This is a genomic window from Natrinema salinisoli, assembly GCF_020405205.1.
GTDB classification, from domain to species: Archaea; Halobacteriota; Halobacteria; order Halobacteriales; family Natrialbaceae; genus Natrinema; species Natrinema salinisoli.
Genome location: NZ_CP084469.1, coordinates 38,533 through 63,784, shown reverse-complemented (window position 1 = coordinate 63,784; position 25,252 = coordinate 38,533). Strand labels below are relative to the sequence as shown.

Sequence of the window (25,252 nt, the reverse complement as noted above, 5' to 3'; positions counted from 1 at the left end):
ACCGTTTAACCAGCCCGCATGAGCACTCCCGCGTATGACAGCCGGGGAGACGGGTCGCGGGTTGCTCGAGTTGACGCGGCCGGTGAACGTGGTCGCGGCGAGCGTGCTGACGTTTATCGGCGCGTTCGTCGCGGGTGGCGTGACCGAGGCGCCCGTCGCAGTCGCTGCAGCGGTCGGGGCCACGGCGCTGGCGGTCGGTGCGGGGAACGCGATCAACGACTACTTCGATCGGGAGATCGACCGGATCAACCAACCCGAGCGGGCGATTCCCCGCGGGGCGGTGAGCCCGCGCGGTGCGCTCGCGTTCAGTATCGTTCTCTTCGCCGGTGCGGTCGTCCTGGCGCTCACGCTGCCCCCGCTGGCGATCGCCATCGCGACGGTGAACCTCCTGGCGCTGATCGCCTACACGGAGTTCTTCAAGGGACTCCCCGGGCTCGGCAACGCGCTCGTCGCCTACCTCGTCGGCAGCACGTTCCTCTTCGGGGCTGCCGCGGTCGAGGAGATCGGCCCCGCGGTCGTGCTCTTCGTCCTCGCGGCGGTTGCGACCCTGACGCGGGAGATCATCAAGGACGTCGAGGACATCGAGGGCGATCGCGAGGAGGGATTAAACACGCTCCCGATCGCGATCGGCGAACGCCGGGCGCTGGTCGTCGCCGCCGTCCTGCTCGTGATAGCCGTCCTCGCGAGCCCCGTTCCGTTCCTCCGGGGCTACTTCGGCGTCCCGTATCTGCTGATCGTCGCCCCCGCTGACGCCGTCATGCTTTTCGCCGCCTACGAGAGCTTCGACGATCCGACCGCCAGTCAGTCGCGTCTCAAGTACGGGATGTTTCTCGCCGCGCTGGCGTTCATCGTCGGACGCGGCGCGCTCGAGATGCCCGGGCTCTGAGACCTCGTTCGTTCGTCCTCGTCCGAGCGCGATCGCCTATTCGTCGGCTTCCGACCGGTCCCACTATCCTGAGCGACTTCTCTGGACATATATGCACCCGAGCAACGCGGTCAAAGAAGTTAACTTATTCGGCGGATAAAATTTGATGAAAACGTTCAGCATATATAATAAAACGCGTCTGGCAGATCCGTTCGGATGCAACGACGAAAATTCATGACGGGACTCACCGCCGCCGGCGGGCTGTCGCTCACCGGCGTTGCGGAGGGGGCTCTCACGGCAGCGGAGTCGTCGTACTGGCCGCACGGACGAAGAAAGGGATTCGTAACGGCATACGACCACGACGTCGCGATGTCGGACCTCCCGCGGGTCTGGTACACGATCACGGCGGGGGCGATCACCGAGATCAGATTCCCGCGGCTCGATCTGGTCAACACGACCGCGATAGAGTTCGTCGTCACCGACGGCGACGGATACGCGGCCCGGACGTACGACGTCGACGGAACGGACGACGGAACCGGCACGGACCCGGTCGACCGGCGAGCGACGATGGTCGAGGACGATGCGCTCGTGTTCGAAGGGACGATCACGGACGGCGTCAATCCGGACCACGACTGGACGCTCACCGTCGAATACATCGCCGATCGAGCCGGTGAGGCCCTCCTCGCGGACGTCACGTTCGACGCCTCGAGCGAGTACGACCTCTACGTGGCGGCGGACCTCGCCCTCGGTCACGGGACGAACGCCGATCGAGCGAGCGTCGCGGGATCGGGCGAGTCGAAGCACGTCGTCGCTACCGGGTCGAGCGACGAGTGGATCACGAAACCGGACGGGAGTGCCTACGACATCGCGACGGCGCTGACCGCCGCCGGCGGGTTCGACTGGGCGACGGCCGACACAGCCGGCGGCGAGATCGCGTCCCTGTTGAGGGGAACCATACCACAGACGAACTCCAGCGCGAGCGGGAACGTCCAGGTCGCGGGACGGCTGTGCTCCGGCGGCGGGGAGACGACGCTGGCGATGGGCTTCGCCGAGGATGGAGACACCGACGCCGCGACGGCGGCGGCCCGGGACGCCCTCTCTCGAGGCTACGAGTCGGTGCGGGAGACGTACGTGTCCGGGTGGCAATCGTATCTGGAAGCCACCGAGACACCGGCGTCGGTCGCGAGCGATGCGGCTCTCCGCGCCCAGTACAACGCGAGTCTCATGTCGCTGAAGGCCGGCGAGAGCAAACACGAGCAGTTCCGCGGGGCGTCGGTCGCCGCGCCGACGATCCCGTGGGGGCAGATCAAAGCGGCGGACTCGGCCGCACGGTCGGGCTACGCTCACTGCTGGCCGCGGGATCTCTACCACGTGTTCACGGCACTGGAGGCCGTCGGCGACGTCGAAGGCGCGACGCACGCGACGGAGTACCTCTTCGAGTACCAGCAGAAACCCGACGGCTCGGTCAAGCAGAACACGACGTTCGACGGGACGGAGCGGTGGGGGACCGTCCAGATGGACCAGGTCGCATCCCCGCTCATCATGGCCTACCAGCTCTTCGAGCGTCACGATATCGCGCCGAGCGACGGCGACGTCTCGTACGACTACCGGAACCTCAGGCTCGGGGCCGACTACGTGGCCGATAACGGACCGCGGTCGCCACAGGAACGGTGGGAGGAAAACGGCGGCTTCTCGCCGCAGAGCATGGCCGCCCAGATCGCCGGGCTGATCTGTGCGGCCGAACTCGCCGATCACGAGGGCCACGCCGCGGACGCCGACCGCTGGCGGGGTGTCGTCGACGATTTCGCGAGCCGGCTCGAGTCGGTGACCGTCTCGGAGGACGGCCCGTTCGGCGACCGGTACTTCGTTCGGGTGAGCCCGACCGACGACCCGGACGGCTCGAGCATCACCCTCGCGAACGGCGGCGGGACCCATCCCACCAACGAGGTCGTGGACCCGAGCTTCCTCGAGCTGGTTCGGTTCGGCGTTCGATCGACGGACGATCCGCTCGTTCGGGAGAGTCTACAGGTGGTGGACGATCGCATCCGGGTCGACACGCCGAACGGCCCGGGGTGGTACAGGTACAGCCACGACGGCTACGGGCAGCAGGCCGACGGGAGTCCGTGGGACGGAACCGGCGTCGGTCGGCTGTGGCCGTTCCTCACCGGCGAGCGGGCGGAGTACGAACTCCTCGCGGGCGGAACCGGCGATCTCTCGCCGACGACCCTCCTGGAGACGATGGCGAACTTCGCGAACGAGGGCCGAATGATATCCGAACAGGTCTGGGATCGGTCGGACGCAACGGAATACGACTGGGCCTTCGGCGAGGGAACCGGCGCTGCGACGCCGCTCCTGTGGTGCTCGGCGCAGTTCGTCCGCCTGGCCCATTGCATCGACGCCGGGCGACCCGTGGAGACGCCGTCGGCGGTCGCGGAGCATTTCGACACGTCGCCCGGAAGCTGTCCGGCGCTCTCCGTGGACGCACCGGACGACGTCGACGCCGACAGCGCGACGATCACCGGCACGACCGAGGCGGACGCTGTCCGGATCGAGACGTCCGTCGGTGACGTCTTCGAGCCGCCGATCGCAGCGGACGGCTCCTTTTCGGTCGACGTTCCCCTCGCGATCGGTGACAACACCGTCACCGTCTCCGTTCCGGAGACAGAGGGCGACGGTCGCTGCGAGGAAGCGATCACCATCGAACGGCGCGAGCGCCTCCTCCGGTGGCGTGATCCGGTGGGCGACGACGTCGGCCCCGGCGACTACACCTATCCGACCGGATCGGTCTTCACCGACGGCGATTTCGACATCGTCGAGCTCACGGTTCGGGATCGGGGCTCGAGCTACCGATTCGCGGTCACGATGGCCACCGAGCCGACGAACCCGTGGGAGTTCGACGCCGGGTTCGCCAAGCAGTACCTGCAGTTCTACGTCCGCGACCCGTCGGCCGCCGGCGGCTCGACCGATGCCGCACCCGGCGTCAACGCGGCGCTCGCGAGTCCATATCACGTCCGGATTCTCACAGACGGCGAGAACGGCGTCCGCGTACAGGATTCGACGGGCGACCGACTCGCGACGGGGCGCGCGACGGTCGACGGCTCGGAGATCGGCATCGAAGTCCCGAAAGATGCGATCGGTGACCTCGCGTCGGCGTCGATCGCCGCGCTCGTGGTCGGCTACGACGGGACGAACCCCGATTACACCCGCGCGGTTCGGTCCGAGCGGAGCGAGTGGGCCTTCGGCGGCGCGGCCAACGACAACGCGCCGCAGGTGCTCGACGTCATCACCCCGCCGGACGTTTCGCAGTCGGCCGCACTGGCGTACACGAACGAGTCCCGAGCGTCGATTCCGCTCCGCCCGGTGTCCGAGGGGAGCGGCGACCCGGCGGCCTTCGACGTCTCGAGCCTCGAGCACCCCTCGGCGGCGACGATCGGTGATGAAATTACGGTCTCTGCGACCGTGACGAATACCGGCGACGCCGAAGGGACCGCGACGATCGAGTTCGGTGTGGACGGAACGGTCGCGGAATCGACGGACGTGACGCTATCGCCGGACTCGAGTTGGTCCGTCTCGTTCGAGTACGACACGAGCGGGCTGAGCGACGGGTCCCACACGATCACCGTCGGATCAGGCACCGACACCGTGTCCGGTTCGATCGAGCTCTCCACCGGGTCCGAATCGGAGAACCGGTTCGAGGTTCGGAACCTCGATAGTCCGTCGTCGGCCGCGGTCGGTGACCGGATCTATACGAGTGCTGATATCGTGAACACTGGCGACGAACTGACGACGAAGACCGTGGAGTTCCTCGTCGACGGAACCCACCGGGACGAGACGGCAATAGAACTGCACGAGAACTCCCAGCGGTGGTTGCAGTTCGATCTCGACACCGCGGGGATGGCGACGGGCGAGCACTCTGTGACGATCGCGACGCCGGACGACAGCGCGTCGAGAACGGTAACGCTCACGGACGGTTCGTGACGACCCCGAGAAGACGGGATGATGCGCTTCGGCGTCGTACACTCATCCGAGAGTAAATCGGGCCGTCCGTTCGTAAACCGACGCCGAACGCACTACGACTAAACGAGGCCGTCGTGCTCGCCCCCACCAGTACGTCCAGTCGTAGACCACTGAGTACCGACGACAGTTGGTTTCGGTCACTTCCGTAACCGAGTTTTGTAATCAAAAGTACTATAAGCCGCTTCGCGTATTTCCATACAACACGCCGGACGCCGGAGTGGCCTGTGATACGACCAATAGAGTCGCCACGGCGATGGATGTGAGTATCCCGTATGTATGACCTCGCAGACGTCCTTCCGGACGCCGAACTCGATCCGGGGACGAACGTACTCGTCTCGGGCCCGCCCCTGACGGGAAAGCGACGGATCGCTTTCGATATTCTCGCCAGCGGTGCGAATCGCGGGGACGGATCGATCGTCGTCACCACGAAAGACAGCGCGGACAAGGTCCTCGAGAGCTTCGACGACCACGTCGCCGAGGGCGTCGAGCCGGACATCGGCGTCGTCGACTGCGTGACCAAACAGCGCGGCATCGGGACGATCGACGACGATCCGCGGATCAAGTACGCCTCGTCGCCAGTCGACATGACCGGGATCGGAATCAAGCTCTCGGAGTTCCTCCAGGAGTTCTACGAGACCCGCGGGCTCAGCGAGAACCGCGTCCTCCTCCACTCGGTCTCGACGCTCCTGATGTACTCCGACCTCCAGACGGTCTTCCGGTTCCTCCACGTCTTCACCGGCCGGATCCAGAGCGCCGACGCCCTGGGCGTCTACGTCATCGACTCGACGGCCCACGACGACCAGACGATGAACACGCTCAAACAGCTCTTCGACGCCGTCATCGAACTCGAGGAGTCCGTCGACGGCGAGGACCCCGAGATCCGGACGGCCGGGCTCTCGCCCTGAGCTGGCCCCGGTAGTCGCCGCTCTCGAGGCGACTACACGACTGAATGCGATCGCGCCGCGACCCCGAGACGTATACTTTTCGAGCACGTACGCTCGCATATGCCAGTCGAAACTACGGCAGAGCTCGAGGCGATCCTCGGCTACGAGACGATCGCGGTCGTCGGCTGTTCGAGCACGCCCGGCAAGGCGGCCCACGACGTGCCGAAGTACCTGCTCGATCACGGCTACGACGTGATTCCGGTCAATCCCTTCGCGGACGAGATCTTCGGCCGCGAGGTCTACGACTCCATCGGGGATGTCGAGGAAGAGATCGACGTCGTCTGTATCTTCCGCCCCAGCGACGAGGTCGCCGAGATCGTCGACGCGGCCCTCGAGCGCGACGACGTGAAAGTCATCTGGACCCAACAAGGCATCCGCGACGACGAGGCGGCAGCCCGCGCGGAAGACGCGGGTCGAGACGTCGTCCAAGACAAATGTATGAAGGTCCAGCACCGACAGCTCGTCGCCTGAAAACGGGCTGCGACGACGGATCCGAGGGTGATTCGAGACGCCGGCGGTGACTACGACGCCCACTCCTCGAACGAGCGGTAGATGCCCTTCGAGAGATAGCGCTCGCTCGAGTCGGGGAAGATCGTTACGACCGTCTCGTGGGGGACGTTAAGATCGCCGGCGGCGATTTCCCGGGCGACTCGTTTCGCGGCCACGCTCGCAGCGCCCGCACTCGAGGCGACCAGATGGCCTTCTTCGCGAGCGAGGCGTTCGAGTTCCGCGTGGGCGTCGCGATCGGCAATGGCGTCGACGGCGTCGACCAGTTCCGGTTCGAACAGTTCGTTCGTCGCGGTGTCGTGAGTGCCGATCCCCTCGATCTTGTACTCGTCTTCGTCCCGATCCTCGCCGACGAGATCCCCGTAGACCGATCCCTCGGGTTCGACGGCGACGATGTGCGTGTCGGGGTCCTGCTCGAGAGCGTACCGGGCGATTCCCATGAGCGTACCGGCGGTCCCGCAGCCGGCGACGACCGCGCCGACGCGCCCGTCGAGCGCCTCGAAAATCTCGGGTGCGGTCGTCTCGTAGTGGGCCTCGGTGTTGAGCGGGTTCGAGAACTGCTGGGGGACGGCCGCGTCGTCGAGTTCCGCGGCGAGTTCGTGAGCGCGATCGATCGCCCGCTCCATGCCCTCGTCCGTCGGTGTGTTGATGACCTCGCCGCCAAGTGCCGCCATCAACTGCTGTTTCTCGACGCTGAACCGCTCGGGGACGACGAAGACGGCGTCCAATCCGAGCTGTTCCGCCGCGATAGCTAATCCGATTCCCGTGTTCCCCGCCGTCGGCTCGATGATCGTCCCGCTCGGCGGCACGTCACCGCGCTCGAGCATTCGCTCGAGCATGTACCGGCCGATTCGATCCTTGACGCTGGCGCCGGGATTGAACGACTCGAGTTTCGCGTAGACGGGGACCGCGTCGGGGCCGTCCTGGAGCCGAACGAGCGGCGTTCGACCGATCGTCTCCAGTACCGAATCCACCGGCTCCTCGTGAGTCGTCATCGTGCTGGCAAATGTTGCCTCGGTTGTTAGCCTTTGCCCTCTCGATTCCGAACGACCGGTGATAGCAGTAGGCACAGGCGTGTTATCGGACCGTTGCTATCGGCGCGAGTGTGTGGTGACGAGTCAGTAACGCGCATTCACGCTGGAACTGAGGGGGGGAAGGTCTGGTATCCCGCTTGGATGACCAGCAGCCGCCGTGGTCCACGGAACGGATGCTCACGGGGTGATGGCCGAACGATCGTGACTAAATGCAGAACTGCTCCGTCACTCGGCGGTCGTCTCGCTCGCCTCGGTCGCCGGTTCGGATTCCGCCGTCGTCGCGTCGGTGTCCTCGCCGTCCGCTCCGTCCTCGAGTTCGGCCTCGTCGATCGCCGCCTCCGCCAGGATCTCTTCGCCGTCGATCCCCTGCTCGTCGGCGATCGCGAGCAGGAGCGCCCGCTGCTCGGTGAGCTGGTGGTCCAGGCGCGTAACGGTCTCGTGAGTTTCGTCGGCCTTCTCTTCCAGCCCCGTGACTCGTTGCTGGAGTTTCTTGACCTGCTTGTACATCGCCTCGGCCCGATCCGAGAGGGTCTGAATCTTCTTTGCAGTGCTGCCGAGTCCCATACGCGAACGATGTGTCGGCGTACTAATGGGCCTTTTCCTCCACTGCGGTCGGACTGGTTGGATACGCCATGCTAACAAATAACATAATACGACAGATTTATTACGAACCATGGACAATCATCTGCTGAATTCGAGGTGATCAGCCATGGTGCGAGCAAGTCCACCGAGCACATGGATGCAAGGCCTCGACCTCCCGTCCCAACTCTTCGGTGACGCTGGTGGCAGCGACTACGAACTGTACGAAGAGGACGACGAGTTCGTCCTCACGATCGACATGCCGGGCTTCGAAACCGACGAAATCGACCTGGCGTGGGACGACGGCATCCTGAACGTCGCCGCCGAGCACTCCGACGAGAGTCGCGGCCGGAAGAAGACCTACCACCGTCGGTTCCGCTTCCCCAAGCTGATCGACGACGAGGAGATCGCCGCCGAGTACACGAACGGCGTCCTCGAAGTCCGGCTGCCGACGTCCGACTCGACCGCGCAGGGCAAGGAGATCCCGCTCGAGGGATAACCTATCCCTGATGCGGTACTCGCGGATCTTCGGCATCGTCGCCGTAGGGGTATCGGTCCCCGGCTCCGCCCGGTGAACTACCTCCCCGTTGACCGTTCGACTCGCGTGCGTCGACCGGTCGACTCCTGTCCTGAGTTCGTCGTTCGTGCGTTCGAACGCGTCGACGAACGGTATCGATCACGAATCTACCGACGCACAACGCAGTGGCCATGCGACTTCGAGTGAAACCGCTCAAACGGAAGGACGCAGGCAGCGGCCTGGCCGCAATCGACCGCGAGACGATGGCCGAGCTCGGGGTCTCGAGCGGCGAGTTCGTCGCCATCGAGGGCCCCGACGGTCGCGTCGTCGCGCGCGTCTGGCCGGGCCGGAGCGAGGACACGGGTCGGGGTATCGTCCGCATCGACGGCCAGCTCCGGCAGGCCGCCGGCGTTCGGATCGACGATCCAGTTAGCGTCGAGGCGGCCGACGTGGAACCGGCCGAGCGAGTCACGCTCGCGCTGCCCGAAAACGTTCGCATTCAGGGCGACGTCGGCTCGTACCTGAAGGACAAGCTTTCCGAACGAGCCGTCAGTTCGGGCGACACGTTCTCGCTGTCGCTGGGCTTTGGCCTCCTCTCGACGCGCTCCGGTCGGCGGCTGCCGGTCACGGTCGTCGACACCGAACCGAGCGGCTCCGTCGTCGTCAGCGGCGAGACTGAGGTTGACGTGACCGAACGCGGTGGCGACGAACTCTCGGTCGAAGCGACCGGCCCGCTCGAGGCCGAAGGCGAACCCGACGGCCAGCCGCCGGACGTCACGTACGAGGACGTCGGCGGTCTTGACGACGAACTCGAGCAGGTCCGCGAGATGATCGAGCTGCCGATGCGCCACCCCGAACTCTTCAGAGCGCTCGGTATCGAGCCGCCGAAAGGCGTCCTGCTGCACGGCCCGCCGGGTACTGGCAAGACGCTGATCGCGCGGGCAGTCGCGAACGAGATCGACGCCCACTTCCAGACGATCTCCGGGCCGGAGATCATGTCGAAGTACTACGGCGAGAGCGAGGAGCAACTCCGCGACGTCTTCGAGGACGCCGCCGAGAACGAGCCGGCGATCGTCTTCATCGACGAACTCGACTCCATCGCGCCCAAGCGCGAGGACGTTCAGGGCGACGTCGAGCGCCGCGTCGTCGCGCAGCTGCTCAGCCTGATGGACGGCTTGGAGCAGCGTGGCGAAATCACCGTCATCGGGACGACCAACCGCGTCGACGCGATCGACCCCGCGCTGCGCCGTCCCGGCCGGTTCGACCGCGAGATCGAGATCGGCGTCCCCGACGCCGCGGGCCGCGAGGAGATCCTGCAGATCCACACCCGCGGCATGCCGCTGGCCGAGGACGTCGATCTCGAGCGTTACGCCGAGAACACGCACGGCTTCGTCGGGGCCGACCTCGAGAACCTCGCGAAGGAGGCCGCGATGACCGCGATGCGCCGCGTGCGGCCCGAACTCGATCTCGAGGAAGACGAGATCGACGCCGAGGCGCTCGAGGCCATCGAGATCAGGGAAGACGACTTCAAGAGCGCCCTGCGGGGGATCGAACCCTCGGCGATGCGCGAGGTCTTCGTCGAAGTCCCCGACGTCAGCTGGGACGACGTCGGCGGCCTCGAGCCGGCCAAGGAACGGCTGCGCGAGACAGTCCAGTGGCCCATGGAGCACGCCGACGCCTACCGGCGAGTGGCCCTCGAGCCCGCCAAAGGCGTCCTGCTGTACGGGCCGCCGGGAACCGGCAAGACGCTGCTCGCCAAGGCGGTCGCCAACGAGTCCCAGTCGAACTTCATCTCGGTCAAGGGGCCCGAGCTCTTCGACAAGTACGTCGGCGAGTCCGAGAAGGGCGTCCGCGAGATCTTCAGCAAGGCCCGCGAGAACGCCCCGACGATCGTGTTCTTCGACGAGATCGACGCCATCGCGAGCGAGCGGGGCACCGGCGTCGGCGACTCCACCGTCGGCGAACGCGTCGTGTCGCAGCTCCTGACCGAACTCGACGGGCTCGAGGAACTCGAGGACGTCGTCGTCATCGCAGCCACGAACCGCCCGGAACTGATCGACGAAGCGCTCCTCCGACCGGGCCGGCTCGACCGTCACGTCTCGGTCGACGAGCCCGACGAGGAGGCCCGTCGCGAGATCTTCGCGATCCACACCGCCGACCGGCCGCTGGCCGACGACGTCGATCTCGACGCCCTCGCGGCCGAAACTGAGGGTCACACCGGCGCGGACATCGAGGCCGTCTGCCGCGAGGCCGCGACGATCGCCGTCCGCGAGCACGTCCGCGCGGAAGCGACCGGGGACGAGCGTGACGTCGAGGCGATCGAACTGACGAGCGAACACTTCGAGCGAGCGCTCGAGGAGGTCTCGTCCGACGTCGCCAGTGAGTTCGCGGCGGGCGAGTTCGACGACGTGCTCGAGGGTGCCGGTGGTGAAGCCTAACGGCGCCCTCGAGCACCGAGTCGTCGCTGCGGGACGACGTTCGATCCGGCACCGCATGGCCCGGCGGCTGTCCGGACACTCACGGGATGTACACGCCGTTCGTCGACTCGGCGTGACGGATCGCGCCTGAAACCGCGGCCTGAACTGCCGTTTTCAATACCCAGTCCCGATACGGGCCGTATTTGGGTCACTCCCTTGATAGCCCGTTTGCGTCGACTTCGTCTCGTCCCCACCAGCGTGACTCGAGCGGCGGTGGTCGTGCCAATCATCCGATCGGGCGGTACCTCGCCCTCGAGCGATTCGGGAGACGAAAGGTCCTTAAGCGTAACCCGCGTAGATCGGGATGGACTAGGTCGGGCAGTTAGGCCCTGCTCATTACCCGCGCTATGGTCTTTAGCGGGGACCGAACGCCGCAGGCGTCCGGTCAGACCGGCCGGGGCCTCGGGAGCCAACAGAGAAGCCTCGTCCGTCGGGGACAGCGGTCCACGATGGCCGTCCGCAGGGACGACCCATCGTGGTTAGTCGGCGACAGCCCATCAGGCGCGGAAGCGAGCAGTGGACCGCCGAACACCTGTCGCTCGACGGGTCGCGGGGTGGAGAAGGCAACCGAGATTCCCCCGTCCGGAACGCCGGGCAACTGCGGCCGTCCGCATTCATACACAACGAAATTTTACTCTGCGGGCCGCCTACGGCGGCCCTCGGTAAAATTTCGATCAAAAGCACTCCTCCTTCCGTTCCGTGACGCTCCGCGTCACTCCACATCAGTCGTCGGCCCGCTCGCTCACCCTACGGGTTCGCTCGCGGTCGTGGCGGGTAACCGCCTGCCCTTCCCCGGGTCGCACTGCTCTCACTGTCGTTCGAGCCGTGCTCCCGGCCAGAGTTTGAGAAACCCGACCTTCGAATCTGACCGCAGACGTCAGAATAGAAACTATTACTATCGCTGCTCAAAATTAGATTTCTGATGACATTTCGAGGATCCACAGCCGTTCTCATCGCACTCGTCGTATGCGTCCTTCTGAGCGGCTGTGCAGTGCTCGAGCCGTCCGTAACCGATCCCGACCCGAATCAATCCAACCCCGATCCAGAGGTGGTGTTCGAGGGGGCGTTCGTCCACGCCGAGGATCTCGAGGACGTCCGGGGCAAGGAAACGACCGAGGTAACGAACGGAAGCGAGACGATTACGGAAGTTGTTCGAGTTGCCGAGCGGCCCTACGTCGATTACCGGAGCGGGGTGCTCGAGTCCTCCGAGCCCGATCAAGTGGGGGATATCTACGGCTCGAACGCCTCCGGGTCGTGGTGGTACGACGCGGCTTCGGAGACGGCGAGCTACTACGAGGCCGAGGAACGGTTCGACAACGACGACGTCCGATCGGCGCGGGCCGACGAGGCCGAGCGGCAACTCGAGCTGTACGACCTCGAGTATCGCGGCACCGAACGGATCGCGGACCGCGAGGCTCACGTCCTCGCGGTCGAGGCGAAAAACGAGACCGTCGAACGGGGTATTTCGGCGATCGTCGGCGATACCGAGTACGTCTACGCGATCGAGACGAGCGATCCGAGCGACGACCTCGAGGCCGTCGAGCAGACGCTGTGGATCGATACGGAGTACGACTACCCGCTCAAGGAGCGGGTCGTCTTCGAGGAACCCGACGGCGAGCGCATCGTCATGACCGAGCGCTTCGACTCGGTCGCGTTCAACGTCGGACTCGAGGACGAACGGTTCGATCCGCCGGAAAACGCAACGACCGAAAATTCGACTGCCGTCAGATAATGAGACAGGTCGTTTCTTCGAGGTGCGCTATTCGGCCGGCTGCACGACGCTTTGTCCGCTCTTGAGGTCGAGTCCGCCCTCGAGGGTGCGGACGGGGTAGGGGATGTCGATCCCCTCCTCGTCGAAGCGACGTTTGACCGCGGTGACGTACTCGCCGCGGGTTCGAACGAAGTCGGCGCGGGAGGGGTTCGAGATCCAGAACCGCGACTGGAGGCCGACGTCGGAGTCGCCGAGTTCCGTCAGTCGGACGGACGGCGCGGGATCGTCCATGATGTCGGGGTGGCGCTCGGCCTCGTCGACGATGATCTCGGTCGCTCGTTCGATGTCGTCGTCGTAGCCGATCCCGAAGACGAACTTCAGCCGGAGCTTGTTCGCGTCGACGGGGTTCTTGAGAACGCCGTCGGTGAGCGACGAGTTCGGCACGGTGAGCAGTTCGTTGTCGAACGTTCGGACCCGGGTCACGCGGAGGCTGATGTCCTCGACGGTGCCCGAGTACGTGCCGTCGTCCCACTCGATCCAGTCGCCGATGCGGAACGGCTTGTCGGTGTAGATGAACACGCCCGCGACGAAGTTGGCGATCACGTCCTGCATCGCGAACCCGATCGCGAGCGCGCCGGCCGCTGCGATGCCCGCCATCGACACCAGAAAGTTCCCGTAGCCGGCGAAGCCGAACGCGATGGCGAAGCCGACAAACGCGATGCCGAACCTCGAGAGCATCAACAGCGGGTTCTGCGCGTGTTTGTCCAGTTCGCGCCTGTTCATCGCCCGGGTGATCAGCGGTAACACGAGGAGCCGTCCGACCAGCCAGATCGCGACGAGCGCGACGACGAATTTGATCGCCCCTTCGGCCGTTCCGGCCTGGGTCGCCGTGAGCCCGGCATCGTCGAGCGCGTTCCCGATCGGACCGAGTCCGGTGGCCTGTAACGGCGACGGAACAGCCCCGATCGTCATCGGTGGACCACTGCCGTATGGCCCCGTGTCTCGATCAGTTCCGCGTCGACGCGATCAGCGAGGTCGGCCGCCTTTTCCTCGGTCGAACTCCCCGCCCGCGACGCGCGGAGGAGCTTCACTTTCACGAGGTCTCGATCCGAGAGCTGGTCGTCGAGCTCGTCGACGACCGAGTCGATGCCACTCTTGCCGACCCAGACCGTGACATCGAGATCGTGGGCTCGTCGCTTGAGTTCCTGTTTATCCATGGCCCCGATTAACGAATCGAGCGGCTTCAATCTTCGCGATTCGGACGGGGACGATAGAGGGTGTGCGATGGTGAACTGGGAACGGAGCGGCGATCACGACTCGTAGGGATACCTGGCGTGTGCACCGCAGTCACAGGTGATTACGACGTGACCGTCCTGTAATCTGACGCGTGCGTTCTTCCCCGGCCGAAGGTACGCATCACAGCGATCGCAGCTGAACCGGCGAAACTCGCGCGGGAGCGTCAGTCGGTTTCGTTCCGCGACTCGCCGCGCGAGGCGGACGTAGTAGCGAGCCCGATCGTCCGCACCGTCGGCTGCCGCCGCTCGAGCGAGCTCGTGCAGGCGCTCGATCCGCTCGGCCGCGACGTCCATACGCGTCGTTTCGGCGGTCGACCTATTGATGTTGCGTTCCAGCGACGGGGTCGCCGTCCCCGCGTTCGTCGATCCCCGGTACTCTCGGGGGATTGGTGATTACGACGAGTTTACTACCGTTTGAAAACACTTTTCACTCCGCTTGTGACTCGGTCGTAGTACGCAATACTGTTATATATCAAATGAGTATTGGGTGTTAGGTAACCGGAATGAATTGGACCCCCTCCCCCGCTGACGATGGCGTCAGCAGACGTTCCTTCCTCGCTGCGAGTGCGACCGCCGGTACGGTCGCGACGAGCGGTTGCATCGACCGCGTCCAAAGCGTCGTCAACACGGTGGACGACGAACAGGTCTCGCTGTCGATCATGACGATGCCCGCCGACTCGGACCGCCAGAACATCCGGATCGCCCGCCGGCTCGAAGCGAACCTCGAGCGGGTCGGAATCGACGTCTCACTCGACATGCGGTCGCGCTCGGAGCTGCTGGAGGCAGTGCTGATCGAACACGAATTCGATTGCTACGTCGGCCTTCACCCCGCCGACTACGATCCCGACTTCCTCTACGAAGCCCTCCACTCCACGTTCGCCGGCGAAGCCGGGTGGCAGAACCCCTTCGGGTTCGCCAACATCTACTTCGACACCCTCCTGGAGAAACAGCGGCGAGTCGACGGCGAGAAACGCGAGGAACGCATCGAAACGGTCTTGAAAGCGCTGGCGCGGGAGAAACCCTTCGTGCCGATCTGTATCCCCGACGAGTACCACGTCGCCAACCCCGATCGGTTCACCGGGTGGGAAGACGGCCACCTCGCGACGCGACACGGGTATCTGGGTCTCGACCCGGCCGAGGGCGTAGACGAGCTCCGGGCGCTGGTAACCGGCAGCCGGATGACGGAGAACCTGAATCCGCTCTCGGCGACGCTTCGGAAGCGCGGGACGACGATCGATCTCCTGTACGACTCGCTCGGAACCGAACACGACGGCGAGATCCGGCCGTGGCTCGCGCAGTCGTGGGAGTGGGACGAGCCGGCGGATTCCAACACCGGCTCGCAGAGCGAGGAGTCGACGCTGACCGCGACGGTCACCCTACGCGAGGACTGTGAGTTCCACGATGGCGAACCGGTGACCGCCGACGACGTCGCTTTCACGTACCGGTTTCTCGAGGATACGTCGCTGGGACGAGCCTCCGTCAAATCGCCGGCACCGCGGTATCAGGGTCACGTCGACCTGATCGACGACGTGACGATCGAGGACGAGTATCAGCTGACGATCACCGTCGTGGGCGGGCAGGAGACCGGCGAACGAGCGCTTACCGTTCCGATCTTGCCCGAGCACGTGTGGCGCGAGCAGGTCGACCAGCGGGCCTCAGACGGCGATTTCACCGCATCACAGGGCCGATGGGACGTCGTCAACACGAACGAGGTGTCGCCTGTCGGAAGCGGTCCGTTCCGGGTCGATAGTCGGACGGAAGCGGAGTCGCTCGTCTTGGCGCGATACCGGAACCACTTCACCCGCCGGGAAGACGTCGGACTCCCCGAAGCGACGGTCGACGAGTTGCGGTTCACCGTCGACCCCGGAAGCGTCTCCTCGATCCGTCGGGTCGAGGACGGCGGTGCTGACGTGACAGCGTCGATGCTGAGCGCGCATTCGCTGCCGGCGATCCCTGATTCGTCGGAGATTAGACGCCTGCAGTACCCCTCACGGATGTTTTATCATCTCGGATTCAACGTCCGGAACGCACCCTGTAGCAACCCGCACTTCCGGAGAGCGGTCGCACAGTTACTGGACAAGGAAACGATCGTGGCGGACGTGTTCGACGAGAACGCATCGCCCGTCGCAACACCGGTGACCGACGAGTGGGTTCCGCAGGCCCTCGAGTGGGACGGCGAGGATCCGGAGACGCCGTTCGTCGGTACCGACGGCACCCTCAACGTCGACGCTGCGAAAGCGGCGTTCGAGCGAGCCGGGTTCCGATACGATGATAACGGGCGACTCCTTGGGGGGTACTAGGACCGATGCTCGTTGAGGTGCTGATACAACTCGTCGTCGTAATCGGGATTCTCCTCCCGCTTTCGATAGCCGTCTTCGTCGGCCGCGAGCGCCTCGCACGAACGCGCTCGGAGTGGCGATCCCGGCTCAGAACTGCCGGGCCGACCGTCGGCGTCTTGCTCTTCATCTTGCTGATCAATCGATTCGCCAGGCAACGAGCACCGCGGCTCTCCCGGGAGATCGGGCTCCATCTCACCTCCTGGTTTTACAATATCGAGGGGGAGTTTATCCTGGTCTTCCAGTCGATCGCAACGCCCGAGCTGAACACGTACTTCTCGTTGATCTACATCTACGGCTATACGTTCCTCCTGATCTTTCCGGTGATCGCCTATTTCACACTCCCCGACACACGGATTTTTCGTCGACTGTTGACAGCATACGCGCTCAATTACGCGATCGGGCTCGTGCTGTACGTCTTCGTAATCGCGTACGGTCCCCGGAACCTGATGCCAGCCGAAGTCGCGGAAACCATGCTGTTCGACATCAACTACCAGTACCGGTATATCACCAGTGAGGTCAACAGCAACACCAACGTCTTTCCGTCGCTTCACACGTCGCTTTCGGCGACCGTCGCGGCGTTCGCAGCGATAACTCGCTCGGAGTTTCCGCGGTGGTTCCCCGTCGCGGTCGTACTGGCAGCCAGCGTCGCGATCTCGACGATGTACCTCGGGATCCACTGGGGGATCGACGTCGCCGCGGGATTACTGCTCGCAGCGCTTTGCGTCGAACTCTCGGATCGGCTCGTCGATCGCTGGTCACTCTCCGACCTCTTCGAAGACCGATTGCAACAGTACGAAGAGCAGTTACCGTGGGAACGGAGCGATTGACTGGGCACGCATTGTCAATCGTGCCCGGTGGCGGACCAGCGCCGGTCACGACCCAGCCGCAAACCGCTGCAGTCCCCGACGATCGACCCACGCAATCGGGGTAACGGAGAGCGCAATACTGTTATAGCGTGGCTCTTCAACTGTAATAAACGAACGAAATGAACAGGAGACGAACCGCCCAGAATCAGGACGGCCGCGGCGGTGACGGCGGGACCCGCAGTCGTCGTGCGATGCTGGCAGCAACGGCCGGACTGACGGTCTCGAGTAGCGGTTGTCTTCGAGGAGTCCGGAACATCGTCACGCCCGACAACATCGGACAGCTCTCCGTCTCGATTACCACGATTCCGGCGGACTCCGCCAGACAGAACGTCCGGATCGCTCGTCGTCTCGAGAAGCACTTCGAAGCCGCCGGCATCGACGTGTCGCTCGATATCAGGTCCGACATCGACTTCCTGCGAACGGTCCTGTACGATCACAATTTCGACATCTGCATCGGTCGTCATCCGGCCGGAACCGACCCGGATTTCCTCTACGAAGCGTTGTACTCGCGATACGCTGACGAATCGGGATGGCAAAACCCGTTCGGATACGCCGATCAGGACCTGGATCAACTCCTCGAGAAGCAACGCCGCGTCAGTGGTGATGACCGCAGTACCGTCATCACGGAGATACTCGAGTCGATCGCGACCGAACAGCCGTTCGTGCCGATCTGTGTCCCCGAGGAACACCGCGTCGTCAGGACCGATCGGTTCGACGGCTGGGAGAACGGTCACCTTGCGACGCGCCACGGCTATCTCGGTCTCGAGCCCGCCACGGACGTCGAGGAGCTTCGGGTCAGTCACGCCGACGCCAGACCGACGGAAAACCTCAATCCGCTGGCGGCAGACTACCGCCGCGAGGGAACGGTCACGAATCTGTTGTACGATTCGCTCGCTACGCAGAACGGGACCGACGAGATCCAGCCGTGGCTCGCCGAGTCGTGGGACTGGGCCGGTCGAACCGTCGATGTGTCCCTCCGAGAGGGATGTGAATTTCACGACGGTGAGCCGGTGACTGCCGAGGACGTCGCGTTTTCGTATCGACTGTTCAAGGATATCTCGCTCGGAGCCCTCGAAGCGCCCTCGCCCGCCCCCCGGTTTCGGGGACAGGTCGCTGCTGTCGAATCGATCGACATCCAGCACGACCACCACCTCGAGTTCACGGTCGGGACGAACGAGACGGTCGGCGAACGTGCACTGCTCGTGCCGATACTCCCGGCCCACCGCTGGCGCGAACGGGCGGCCGAAGTTCTGGGTACGGGTGATGCAAGCATCGCGCAGGGAACGACGGAAACGGTCGTCACGAACAACGTCCCGGCAATCGGAAGCGGCCCATTCCAGTTCGTCAATCGAACCGAGGGCGATCAGGTCGTTCTCGAGCGGTTCGAGGACCACTTCACGACCCGGACGGCCGTCGATCTGTCGGAACCGGCGGTCGACGACTGTACGTTCTTCATCGATCCGGGCAGCGTTTCAGCGGCTCAGGCCGTCGCAAACGACGCCCGAGACGTGACGAGTCTCCCGCTCGAGGCCAACGCGATCGGCGATGTCGAGGAGTCAGGCAGCGTCGAGCGGATCGAATCGGCGTCGTGGTCGTTTTATTTCCTCGGTTTCAACGCGCGTCGCGCACCGTTCAACAACTATCGGTTCCGGCGCGTTATCGCCGGTCTGATCGACAAACAGTGGGTCTGCGACGAGATATTCCACGGGTATGCACGACCCGTCGCGACTCCCGTTACCGAGGAGTGGATCCCGGAACGCCTCGAGTGGACCGGGAACGACCCCGAGACGCCGTTTCTCGGATCGGACGGTGAACTCGACGTCGACGCGGTACGGGCCGCGTTCGAAAACGCCGGGTTCAGATACGACGACCGGGGACGACTTCGAGTGAGACACTGAACGCTGTCGAGCAGCGGCGACGTCACTGTCGGCGTCCCCGATCCGGCCGGGGTGGATCGTACTCGTCGAAATCGCCCTGTCGGGACCGAGATGTCTCTCACGTTCGACGAGTCGACGGCGGCAAAAACGAGAGGAAGACCGTTACTCGTCCTCGAGTGCGTCGGCGATGCGCTTCAGCGCACGGGTCTGGTCGCGCAGTTCGTCACGCATCTGTCGGACTTCGCGAACGAGTTCCTCGTTGCTTTCGTCTTGACCGCCAGCGCCCGGGCCGCCGGGACCGGGACCGCCGGGGCCGCCACCGCCGCCCATCATGCCACCCATCATCTGAGCGAACGGGTTGCCGCCCATGCCGCCGGGACCGCCGGGGCCGCCACCGCCGCCACCGAACGGGCTCTCGGGCGGTTCGCCCTCACCCTCGCCCTCTTCGGCTCGCTTCTCGCGGATTTCCTCGACTCGTTCGCGGAAGGATTTCTCCTCACCCTCGTCGCCTGCGTCTCCGTCTGGGGATTCGTTTTCGTCCGTCATACAATCGGATTCTCTTGCGTCGGGGAAAAGGGTTGCCATATTTCAGATGGGAGCGTGGACTCCCCGTATCTGCCGAGCGCCGTACTGGCGAATGCGACCAGTCGCGACCGACGAATTCGTCGCTTCGTATCGGGACGCTTACACCCGACTATGTAGGCCAAACGATTGTTATAGCTGTCCCCGAAAGGAGCGTAATCCAGTCAGTATGGACAACGGGATACGACGGCGGTGGCCTCGAACGGGATCGATTCGGGAACTCGAAGACGGATGAGCCGGCTTCCGAGACGAGACGCGATCGCTCGAAGTGGTGTGACGCTGTCGATACCGGGCAGGATCGGGGCCGTGGCTGAAACGACGAACTCGGCGACCGATCCGGGCGGAGACCGGGAGACCGACTTCCCGAGCTGCGTCTATCAGCCGGACGACGAGGGACGGTGGACGGTCACGATGCCGATCAATATGCACGTCACCGTTCCGGGCGATCGGGACGCGGTGGCTGCGATCGAAGCCGAGTTCGCCGGCCTCGAGAACCCTCGCTGGACGCAGGTGTTCCCGGACACGGCTGTCAGGGCGTGGGACAGCGACAGCCGGGCCCTCGTCGCACCGGATTACTCGGTTCGGCGCCCGCGGCTCGGTGACGAGTGGACGCACGTCCACGCCTGGCGCGTCGATGCGGATCGCGTCGCGGTTCACGCGCATCTCGACGTTCTCGACCGAGAGTTCGAGTATTACCACCGCGGCGCTCACTACGACGCTGCCACGCAACGGGTTCGATCGCACCTCTCCGCGACCGAGTGGCGGCGAGAAACGCCGTACAGTATCGACTATCGTACCGATGCCGAAACCCGAACGGCGTGGGGTGAGACGGGCGATACCAAACTCGAGTACGTCGGGGACTGATCGACGACGGTTTCGATAACAGATCCAGTCGAGACGCCCCCTACTCGGGAATGTCTGCGAGGTCGATCGCCGCGAACGGGACGAGCATCTCCTCGGGATGGAGCCCGCCGTGCATGCCGATTAGTTCGAGCTTCGCGGAATCGCTCCCGTACCAGACCCCCTGGTCGCGGTGACAGATCACGAGATCGCCGAGCCGGCGCCGGAAGGTGTGGCTTTCCTCGCGATCCCCGAAGAGATCGCGTTTTCGGGCCTCCTGGTCCGTGAAGACGCGAGCTTCGAGATCGTCGATCAGTTCGGTTCGTACCGCCTCGCGGACGTCCGTGCCGCCATGCAGGTGGAGGTGGACGTTTCGCGGACTGCCGGCGTACCTGACCGGGTCACCGTTCGCGTGGCGCTGCAGGTTCCCCATTACGGCATCCGACGACTCGAGGTCGACGGTTCGATCGGTGTCGACGTGGCCGTGATCGGCCGTTACGAGGACGAGCGTCTCACCGGTGTCCGCCGCCGCGTCGCCCTTCGCGACTCCCGAAAGCGCCCGCTGAACTGTTCGGAGCGTCTCGTCGACAGTCGCGTGATACTGGTCGCTATCGGTCCCGGCGGCGTGGGCGGCGGCGTCCACGTGCGGGAGATACGCGTACAGGTAAGACGGCTCCTCGGCGGCGGCGACGGCCTCTCGGAGCGCGGCCTCGAACCCCTCGAGCTCGTATCCCGGTGACTCCGTCACGTCGCCGCCGTAGGAGTGGACGGCCGCGCCGTCGTAGGTTTCCGGGAACGGAACGACGTGATGGCAGTCGATCCCCGCCGCGGTGAGGGCCGGATAGATCGGGTCGCCCTCGAAGACGTCGTGCAGGTCGCGATCGACCGACTCGTCGCCGGCTTTGACCTCGCCGGTGAACGCCTCGTAGGAGGCGTCGTCGACCGGATCGTAGACGTCCCAGCCGAGGACGCCGTGGGACGCGGGCAGTCGGCCGGTGTGGAACGTCGTGAGCGCCGCCGCCGTTTCCGAGGGGTAGGTCGACGTCAGCGGCGAGACGCGTCCGTCGGCCTCGACGCGGTCGAGCAGCGGATGATCGTGGCGCTGCCAGAAGGCGAGGCCGAAGCCGTCGATCAGCACGACGATGACGCGGTCGTACTCGTCCTCGACGCCCTCGAGGACGTCGTCCGGAAGCGGCCGACCGGCGGCTGACGGTGACGGCCCGTCGACGTCGAGAACGGAGACGGCCGTCTCGGGGACGCCGGCGAAACAGTAGCCGCCGTAATCCGGGACGAGGTAGCCGTCCTCGGACAGTCGGTTTCGGAGGCGGGACTCGAGGTCGGGACGCATATTTCGGCCCACGGACGCGGTGGGAAAATAGTTCAGGGGTGGTCATGTGTGCTACGAACCGGTAGTTCCGACAACCGTCGCCCACAGCGAGACGACGGTCACGACGAAGGTGAGCAGGATAGCGGCAGTGTACCCTCCCGTATAGGAGATGCTCGCAGTTCCGAGTAGCGGCATGATCAACGCGCTGGTCCCGATCGCGATATTGAAGACGCCGACGATGGCGGTGTCCCTCTCGGGGTCGTACACGTTCATCAGGAGGGGGACGTACAGCGTCGCACACCCGCCCAGTCCGATGCCGATCAGGAAGATCGAAACCGCGAGCACCGGCACCTGGGGCGCGAACAGCAGGCCGATTCCGGCGGCCGAACACGTTAGTGACGCGAGAAACGCCCGTCTCGAGCCGACGATATCCGTGGCGTACCCGCTTCCGACTCGCGAAATGATACTGACACCGCCGATCAAACCGAAGGCGGCGGACGCGTTCGCCTCGGTCAAGCCCCGGTGGGTGAACAGATCGATCGCGTACGCCGCGAGGAGCTGGTACCAGGCGAACGCGAGCCCGATACCGACGAACAGCAGTTGGAACGTTCGTGTTCCGGCTAACTGGCCGACCCAATCGATGACCGCTCTAGCCGACGCCGCCGACGTATCCGCCCATCGCGGTCGTCGACACGTGACGCCGGCGAGCGCGAACGCGAACGCGGTCACCGACATAACGACGAGAAAGCCCTGCCGGACGCCGAACCGAGCGAGGACGAACTGCCAGATCGGTGGCAGCAAAAACAGACCCAGTCCGTTGCCGACGAAAATGAGCCCGGTCGCAGCACCGCGGCGCTCTTCGAACCAGCGCGGGACGATCGACGCGAGCAGGACGAACACCGTTCCGAGGGCGAGTCCGAGAACCGCGAACACGAGCGTCAGGCCGAGGTACGATCCCGTCACGTACAGGGACGGAGCGATCAGTCCGGTGGCCACCGCACAGGTCAGTAGCACGGCTCGGGCTGGCAGGCGTGCGGCGAACACGCCCACCGCTCCGGACCCGATAAAGAAGGTAAACAGCATGACCGCGAAGACGGTCGACAGCGTCACCTGTGGGATCCCGAAGGCCTCACTGAACGGCCGTCCGAATACACCGTACGAGAAGGGGGTTCCGAAGGTGAACACCATCGCGATCGCGCCGACGAACGCCACGACCCAACTGCGGCGGCTGTCGGCCGTCTCTCCGTGACCAGTACTCACGTAACCGCGTCGACCCCACGGCGTCGAAAACATTCTGATTCGTCACGGTCGGGCGTGGCGTCGGACGTTCGGTCGCATGGTGGTCGCCCGATCGAGTATACATACTCATAACTTATGCATAGCCATTACATAGAGTTTCTGAATATACTTATATACTATGTCGTCGTTCTAGGAAGTAGGAAGGAATCTTCCCATATCATGACTACATCCACGATCTCCCAAGACGCGCGAAACACGTTCGAAAGCACCATCGGCGGCTACACGGTCGGCGGCCGCGCCCACAGCCTCTCGGCCTGGTTCGTCCTCTCGCTCCGGCTCATGATGGGCTGGGCGTTCGCCTACTCCGGGTTCACGAAGATCGTCGCGGCCGAACCGTTCAGCGCCGGCGGCTACCTGGGCAACGTCGCAGCGACCAACGGAAACCCCCTCGCCGGTCTCTTCGGCTGGATGGCGACGACGCCGTGGTTCGTCGAGTTCGCGAACGCCGCCGTCCCGTGGGGCGAACTCCTGATCGGCCTCGGACTCCTCGTCGGCGCGCTGGTCCGCCTCGCGGCGTTCTTCGGCGCGCTCATGATGCTCATGTTCTACTTCGGGAACTGGGACATCGCCCACGGCGTCATCAACGGCGACTTCGCGTACATGCTCGTGTTCCTCGCCGTCGCCGCCTTCGGTGCCGGCCGGATCCTCGGCCTCGACGCCTCCATCGAAACCTACGACCTCGGCGGACAGACGCGCCTCGAACGCTATCCCCGACTCGAGTACGTCCTCGGGTAGACGATCTTTTTTCACCCCTGCCGTCGCTGTACTCGTTTTCAACCAGTGTTCGAGACTGGCTTCCGTTCCCTCGCGAGCAAAATAGCCGTCACATCTCTCGCCAGGCCACAGAAAACACCTAGACCGACCGTTTCAGGGCATTTCGAACTCGATCGCCGCACCCTGACGCGACCACCTTTTGTCTCGGTCGACGCGCTCACATCGTTCGCGGTCTCCCTCGCAAAATCTGGACCAAAAATACCTAATCCGACCGTCTCAGGGCAGCTCGAACTCGATCGCCGCACCCTGACCGAAGCCGACGCACTCGGTCGCGATGCCGCGGTCGACGCCCTGGCGATTCATTTCGTGGACCAGCGTCACCGGCAGTCGCGCGCCGGAGCAGCCCAGCGGGTGACCGATCGCGATCGCGCCGCCGTTGACGTTGAGCTGATCGTCCGGAATGCCGAGTTCGCGCTGGGAGTACAGCGTCTGGCTGGCGAAGGCCTCGTTGATCTCGACGAGTCCGTAGTCGTCGATATCGCGACCGGCGCGCTCGAGTAGCCCCTCCGTCGCCGGAACCGGGCCGACGCCCATGATCGTCGGGTCGACGCCGGCGACGTAGCTGGTGCCGACTTCCGCGAGGACCTCGAGGTCGTTCTCGTCGGCGAAGTCGCGGCTGGTGAGCATGACGCCGGCAGCGCCGTCGGCGATCTGCGAGGCGTTACCGGGTGTGACCGTCCCGTCCTCCTTGAAGACAGTGGGGAGGTCGGCAAGCGTTTCGGGAGTCGTGCCGGGGCGCAGTCCCTCGTCTTCGTCGTGAACGCCGTCCTCGGTCTCGATCGGGACGATCTCGTCGTCGAACTTGCCTTCTTCGGTCGCCTCGACCGCGCGCTGCTGGCTCCGAGCGCCGTATTCGTCCTGCTCCTCCCGACTGATGTCGAACTCCTCGGCGACCTTCTCGGCGGTCATCCCCATCTGGAGGTTCCGCATCCCGTACTCTTCGTCGAGTTTGGGGTACATGTCGCCGGCGTCACCGCCGCCCATCTTGACGCGGCTCATGCTCTCGACGCCGCCGGCGATGACCGCCTGATGGCGGCCCGCGGCGATCGAGTCCGCGGCGCTGATGATCGCCTGCGCGGAGGAAGCACACTGGCGGTCGATGGTCGTCGCCGGCACCGACTCGCCGAGCTCCGAGAAGAGCGCGATCTGACGTGCGATGTTCGTTCGCTGCTCCGAGCGCTGCTGTGCACAGCCCCACATCAGGTCGTCGACGTCGTCGCCCTCGACGCCCGTCTCGGCGAGCATCTCGTCGACCAGCGGAATCGAGAGGTCCTCGCTGCGGATGTCCGCGAGGGCACCGTCTTCTTTCCCCTGTGCAGTTCTAACAGCGCTAACGATTACCGGCGTATTGTCTGCCATTGTATATCATAATCTTTCGAAGGCGTAAATATCTATTTGCTTC

At 64.7% G+C, this 25,252-nt stretch carries 21 protein-coding genes and 1 other RNA gene; 13 read left to right on the top strand and 9 right to left on the bottom strand.

The features are described from left to right. Window positions 1–34 precede the first annotated feature (34 nt). From LDB05_RS00310 to LDB05_RS00295, 4 genes are all read left to right on the top strand, one after another. Entirely contained in the window at window positions 35–886 is an 852-nt protein-coding gene (locus tag LDB05_RS00310) for a geranylgeranylglycerol-phosphate geranylgeranyltransferase (RefSeq protein ID WP_226005935.1), read from the top strand. 195 nt (window positions 887–1,081) lie between these two features. Beyond that, window positions 1,082–4,843 (top strand): glucodextranase DOMON-like domain-containing protein, encoded by a 3,762-nt coding sequence (locus LDB05_RS00305; RefSeq protein WP_226005934.1) that lies wholly within the window; start codon window positions 1,082–1,084, stop codon window positions 4,841–4,843. 311 nt (window positions 4,844–5,154) lie between these two features. Further along, a complete protein-coding gene (locus tag LDB05_RS00300; RefSeq protein ID WP_226005933.1) occupies window positions 5,155–5,787 on the top strand; it encodes an RAD55 family ATPase in 633 nt (210 codons plus the stop codon). Window positions 5,788–5,886: 99 nt separating this feature from the next. Continuing rightward, a complete protein-coding gene (locus LDB05_RS00295; protein ID WP_226005932.1) occupies window positions 5,887–6,297 on the top strand; it encodes a CoA-binding protein in 411 nt (136 codons plus the stop codon). A 50-nt stretch (window positions 6,298–6,347) separates the two neighbouring features. On the opposite strand, the gene LDB05_RS00290 is transcribed toward LDB05_RS00295, so the two are convergent. Both LDB05_RS00290 and LDB05_RS00285 read right to left on the bottom strand, forming a co-directional pair. Then, window positions 6,348–7,328 carry a PLP-dependent cysteine synthase family protein gene (locus tag LDB05_RS00290; protein WP_226005931.1) on the bottom strand — a complete coding sequence of 327 codons (981 nt, stop codon included), beginning with the start codon at window positions 7,326–7,328 and terminating at the stop codon, window positions 6,348–6,350. 264 nt (window positions 7,329–7,592) lie between these two features. Then, window positions 7,593–7,931, bottom strand: a complete 339-nt coding sequence (locus LDB05_RS00285) for a DUF5798 family protein (RefSeq protein WP_226005930.1) — start codon at window positions 7,929–7,931, stop codon at window positions 7,593–7,595. A 145-nt stretch (window positions 7,932–8,076) separates the two neighbouring features. Between LDB05_RS00285 and LDB05_RS00280 the strand changes: the two genes are divergently transcribed. The 4 genes from LDB05_RS00280 to LDB05_RS00265 all read left to right on the top strand — a co-directional run bounded on the left by LDB05_RS00280 (window position 8,077) and on the right by LDB05_RS00265 (window position 12,672). Next, window positions 8,077–8,445 carry an Hsp20/alpha crystallin family protein gene (locus LDB05_RS00280; protein ID WP_425498582.1) on the top strand — a complete coding sequence of 123 codons (369 nt, stop codon included), beginning with the start codon at window positions 8,077–8,079 and terminating at the stop codon, window positions 8,443–8,445. A 209-nt stretch (window positions 8,446–8,654) separates the two neighbouring features. Further along, window positions 8,655–10,901: a CDC48 family AAA ATPase gene (locus tag LDB05_RS00275; RefSeq protein WP_226005928.1), complete on the top strand. Its 2,247-nt coding sequence runs from the start codon at window positions 8,655–8,657 to the stop codon at window positions 10,899–10,901. Window positions 10,902–11,242: 341 nt separating this feature from the next. Next, an RNA gene (ffs, locus tag LDB05_RS00270) (signal recognition particle sRNA) lies at window positions 11,243–11,554 on the top strand. A gap of 308 nt (window positions 11,555–11,862) precedes the next feature. Then, window positions 11,863–12,672, top strand: a complete 810-nt coding sequence (locus LDB05_RS00265) for a LolA family protein (protein ID WP_226005927.1) — start codon at window positions 11,863–11,865, stop codon at window positions 12,670–12,672. 27 nt (window positions 12,673–12,699) lie between these two features. On the opposite strand, the gene LDB05_RS00260 is transcribed toward LDB05_RS00265, so the two are convergent. The 3 genes from LDB05_RS00260 to LDB05_RS00250 form a co-directional block, all read right to left on the bottom strand. Further along, window positions 12,700–13,623: a mechanosensitive ion channel family protein gene (locus LDB05_RS00260; protein ID WP_226005926.1), complete on the bottom strand. Its 924-nt coding sequence runs from the start codon at window positions 13,621–13,623 to the stop codon at window positions 12,700–12,702. After that, the gene (locus LDB05_RS00255; RefSeq protein WP_226005925.1) at window positions 13,620–13,868 is read right to left on the bottom strand and encodes a YhbY family RNA-binding protein; all 249 of its coding nucleotides are present in this window, start codon (window positions 13,866–13,868) and stop codon (window positions 13,620–13,622) included. The genes LDB05_RS00260 and LDB05_RS00255 overlap by 4 nt, the downstream gene beginning before the upstream one ends. Before the next feature lie 93 nt (window positions 13,869–13,961). Then, complete coding sequence (locus LDB05_RS00250; RefSeq protein ID WP_226005924.1) at window positions 13,962–14,240, bottom strand: ribonuclease P protein component 4; 279 nt, start codon at window positions 14,238–14,240, stop codon at window positions 13,962–13,964. Window positions 14,241–14,449: 209 nt separating this feature from the next. Between LDB05_RS00250 and LDB05_RS00245 the strand changes: the two genes are divergently transcribed. The 3 genes from LDB05_RS00245 to LDB05_RS00235 all read left to right on the top strand — a co-directional run bounded on the left by LDB05_RS00245 (window position 14,450) and on the right by LDB05_RS00235 (window position 19,049). Further along, entirely contained in the window at window positions 14,450–16,246 is a 1,797-nt protein-coding gene (locus LDB05_RS00245) for an ABC transporter substrate-binding protein (protein ID WP_226005923.1), read from the top strand. A 5-nt stretch (window positions 16,247–16,251) separates the two neighbouring features. Further along, the gene (locus LDB05_RS00240) at window positions 16,252–17,112 is read left to right on the top strand and encodes a phosphatase PAP2 family protein (protein WP_226005922.1); all 861 of its coding nucleotides are present in this window, start codon (window positions 16,252–16,254) and stop codon (window positions 17,110–17,112) included. 230 nt (window positions 17,113–17,342) lie between these two features. Further along, window positions 17,343–19,049 (top strand): ABC transporter substrate-binding protein, encoded by a 1,707-nt coding sequence (locus tag LDB05_RS00235; protein WP_226007948.1) that lies wholly within the window; start codon window positions 17,343–17,345, stop codon window positions 19,047–19,049. 141 nt (window positions 19,050–19,190) lie between these two features. Here LDB05_RS00235 and LDB05_RS00230 read toward each other — a convergent pair whose 3' ends face one another. After that, window positions 19,191–19,574, bottom strand: coding sequence for a hypothetical protein (locus LDB05_RS00230; RefSeq protein ID WP_226005921.1), 384 nt, complete (start codon window positions 19,572–19,574; stop codon window positions 19,191–19,193). A gap of 342 nt (window positions 19,575–19,916) precedes the next feature. Here LDB05_RS00230 and LDB05_RS00225 point away from each other — a divergent pair, with 342 nt between their 5' ends. Further along, window positions 19,917–20,474 carry a hypothetical protein gene (locus LDB05_RS00225; RefSeq protein ID WP_226005920.1) on the top strand — a complete coding sequence of 186 codons (558 nt, stop codon included), beginning with the start codon at window positions 19,917–19,919 and terminating at the stop codon, window positions 20,472–20,474. Between the two features lie 40 nt (window positions 20,475–20,514). Here LDB05_RS00225 and LDB05_RS00220 read toward each other — a convergent pair whose 3' ends face one another. Next, window positions 20,515–21,798 (bottom strand): alkaline phosphatase family protein, encoded by a 1,284-nt coding sequence (locus tag LDB05_RS00220; protein ID WP_226005919.1) that lies wholly within the window; start codon window positions 21,796–21,798, stop codon window positions 20,515–20,517. Window positions 21,799–21,849: 51 nt separating this feature from the next. Continuing rightward, window positions 21,850–22,965: an MFS transporter gene (locus tag LDB05_RS00215; RefSeq protein WP_343232922.1), complete on the bottom strand. Its 1,116-nt coding sequence runs from the start codon at window positions 22,963–22,965 to the stop codon at window positions 21,850–21,852. A gap of 270 nt (window positions 22,966–23,235) precedes the next feature. Between LDB05_RS00215 and LDB05_RS00210 the strand changes: the two genes are divergently transcribed. Further along, window positions 23,236–23,811, top strand: coding sequence for a DoxX family membrane protein (locus LDB05_RS00210; RefSeq protein WP_226005917.1), 576 nt, complete (start codon window positions 23,236–23,238; stop codon window positions 23,809–23,811). A gap of 255 nt (window positions 23,812–24,066) precedes the next feature. Here LDB05_RS00210 and LDB05_RS00205 read toward each other — a convergent pair whose 3' ends face one another. Then, on the bottom strand, window positions 24,067–25,209 hold the full coding sequence (locus LDB05_RS00205) for a thiolase family protein (protein ID WP_226005916.1): 1,143 nt from the start codon (window positions 25,207–25,209) through the stop codon (window positions 24,067–24,069). Between the last annotated feature and the right edge of the window lie 43 nt (window positions 25,210–25,252).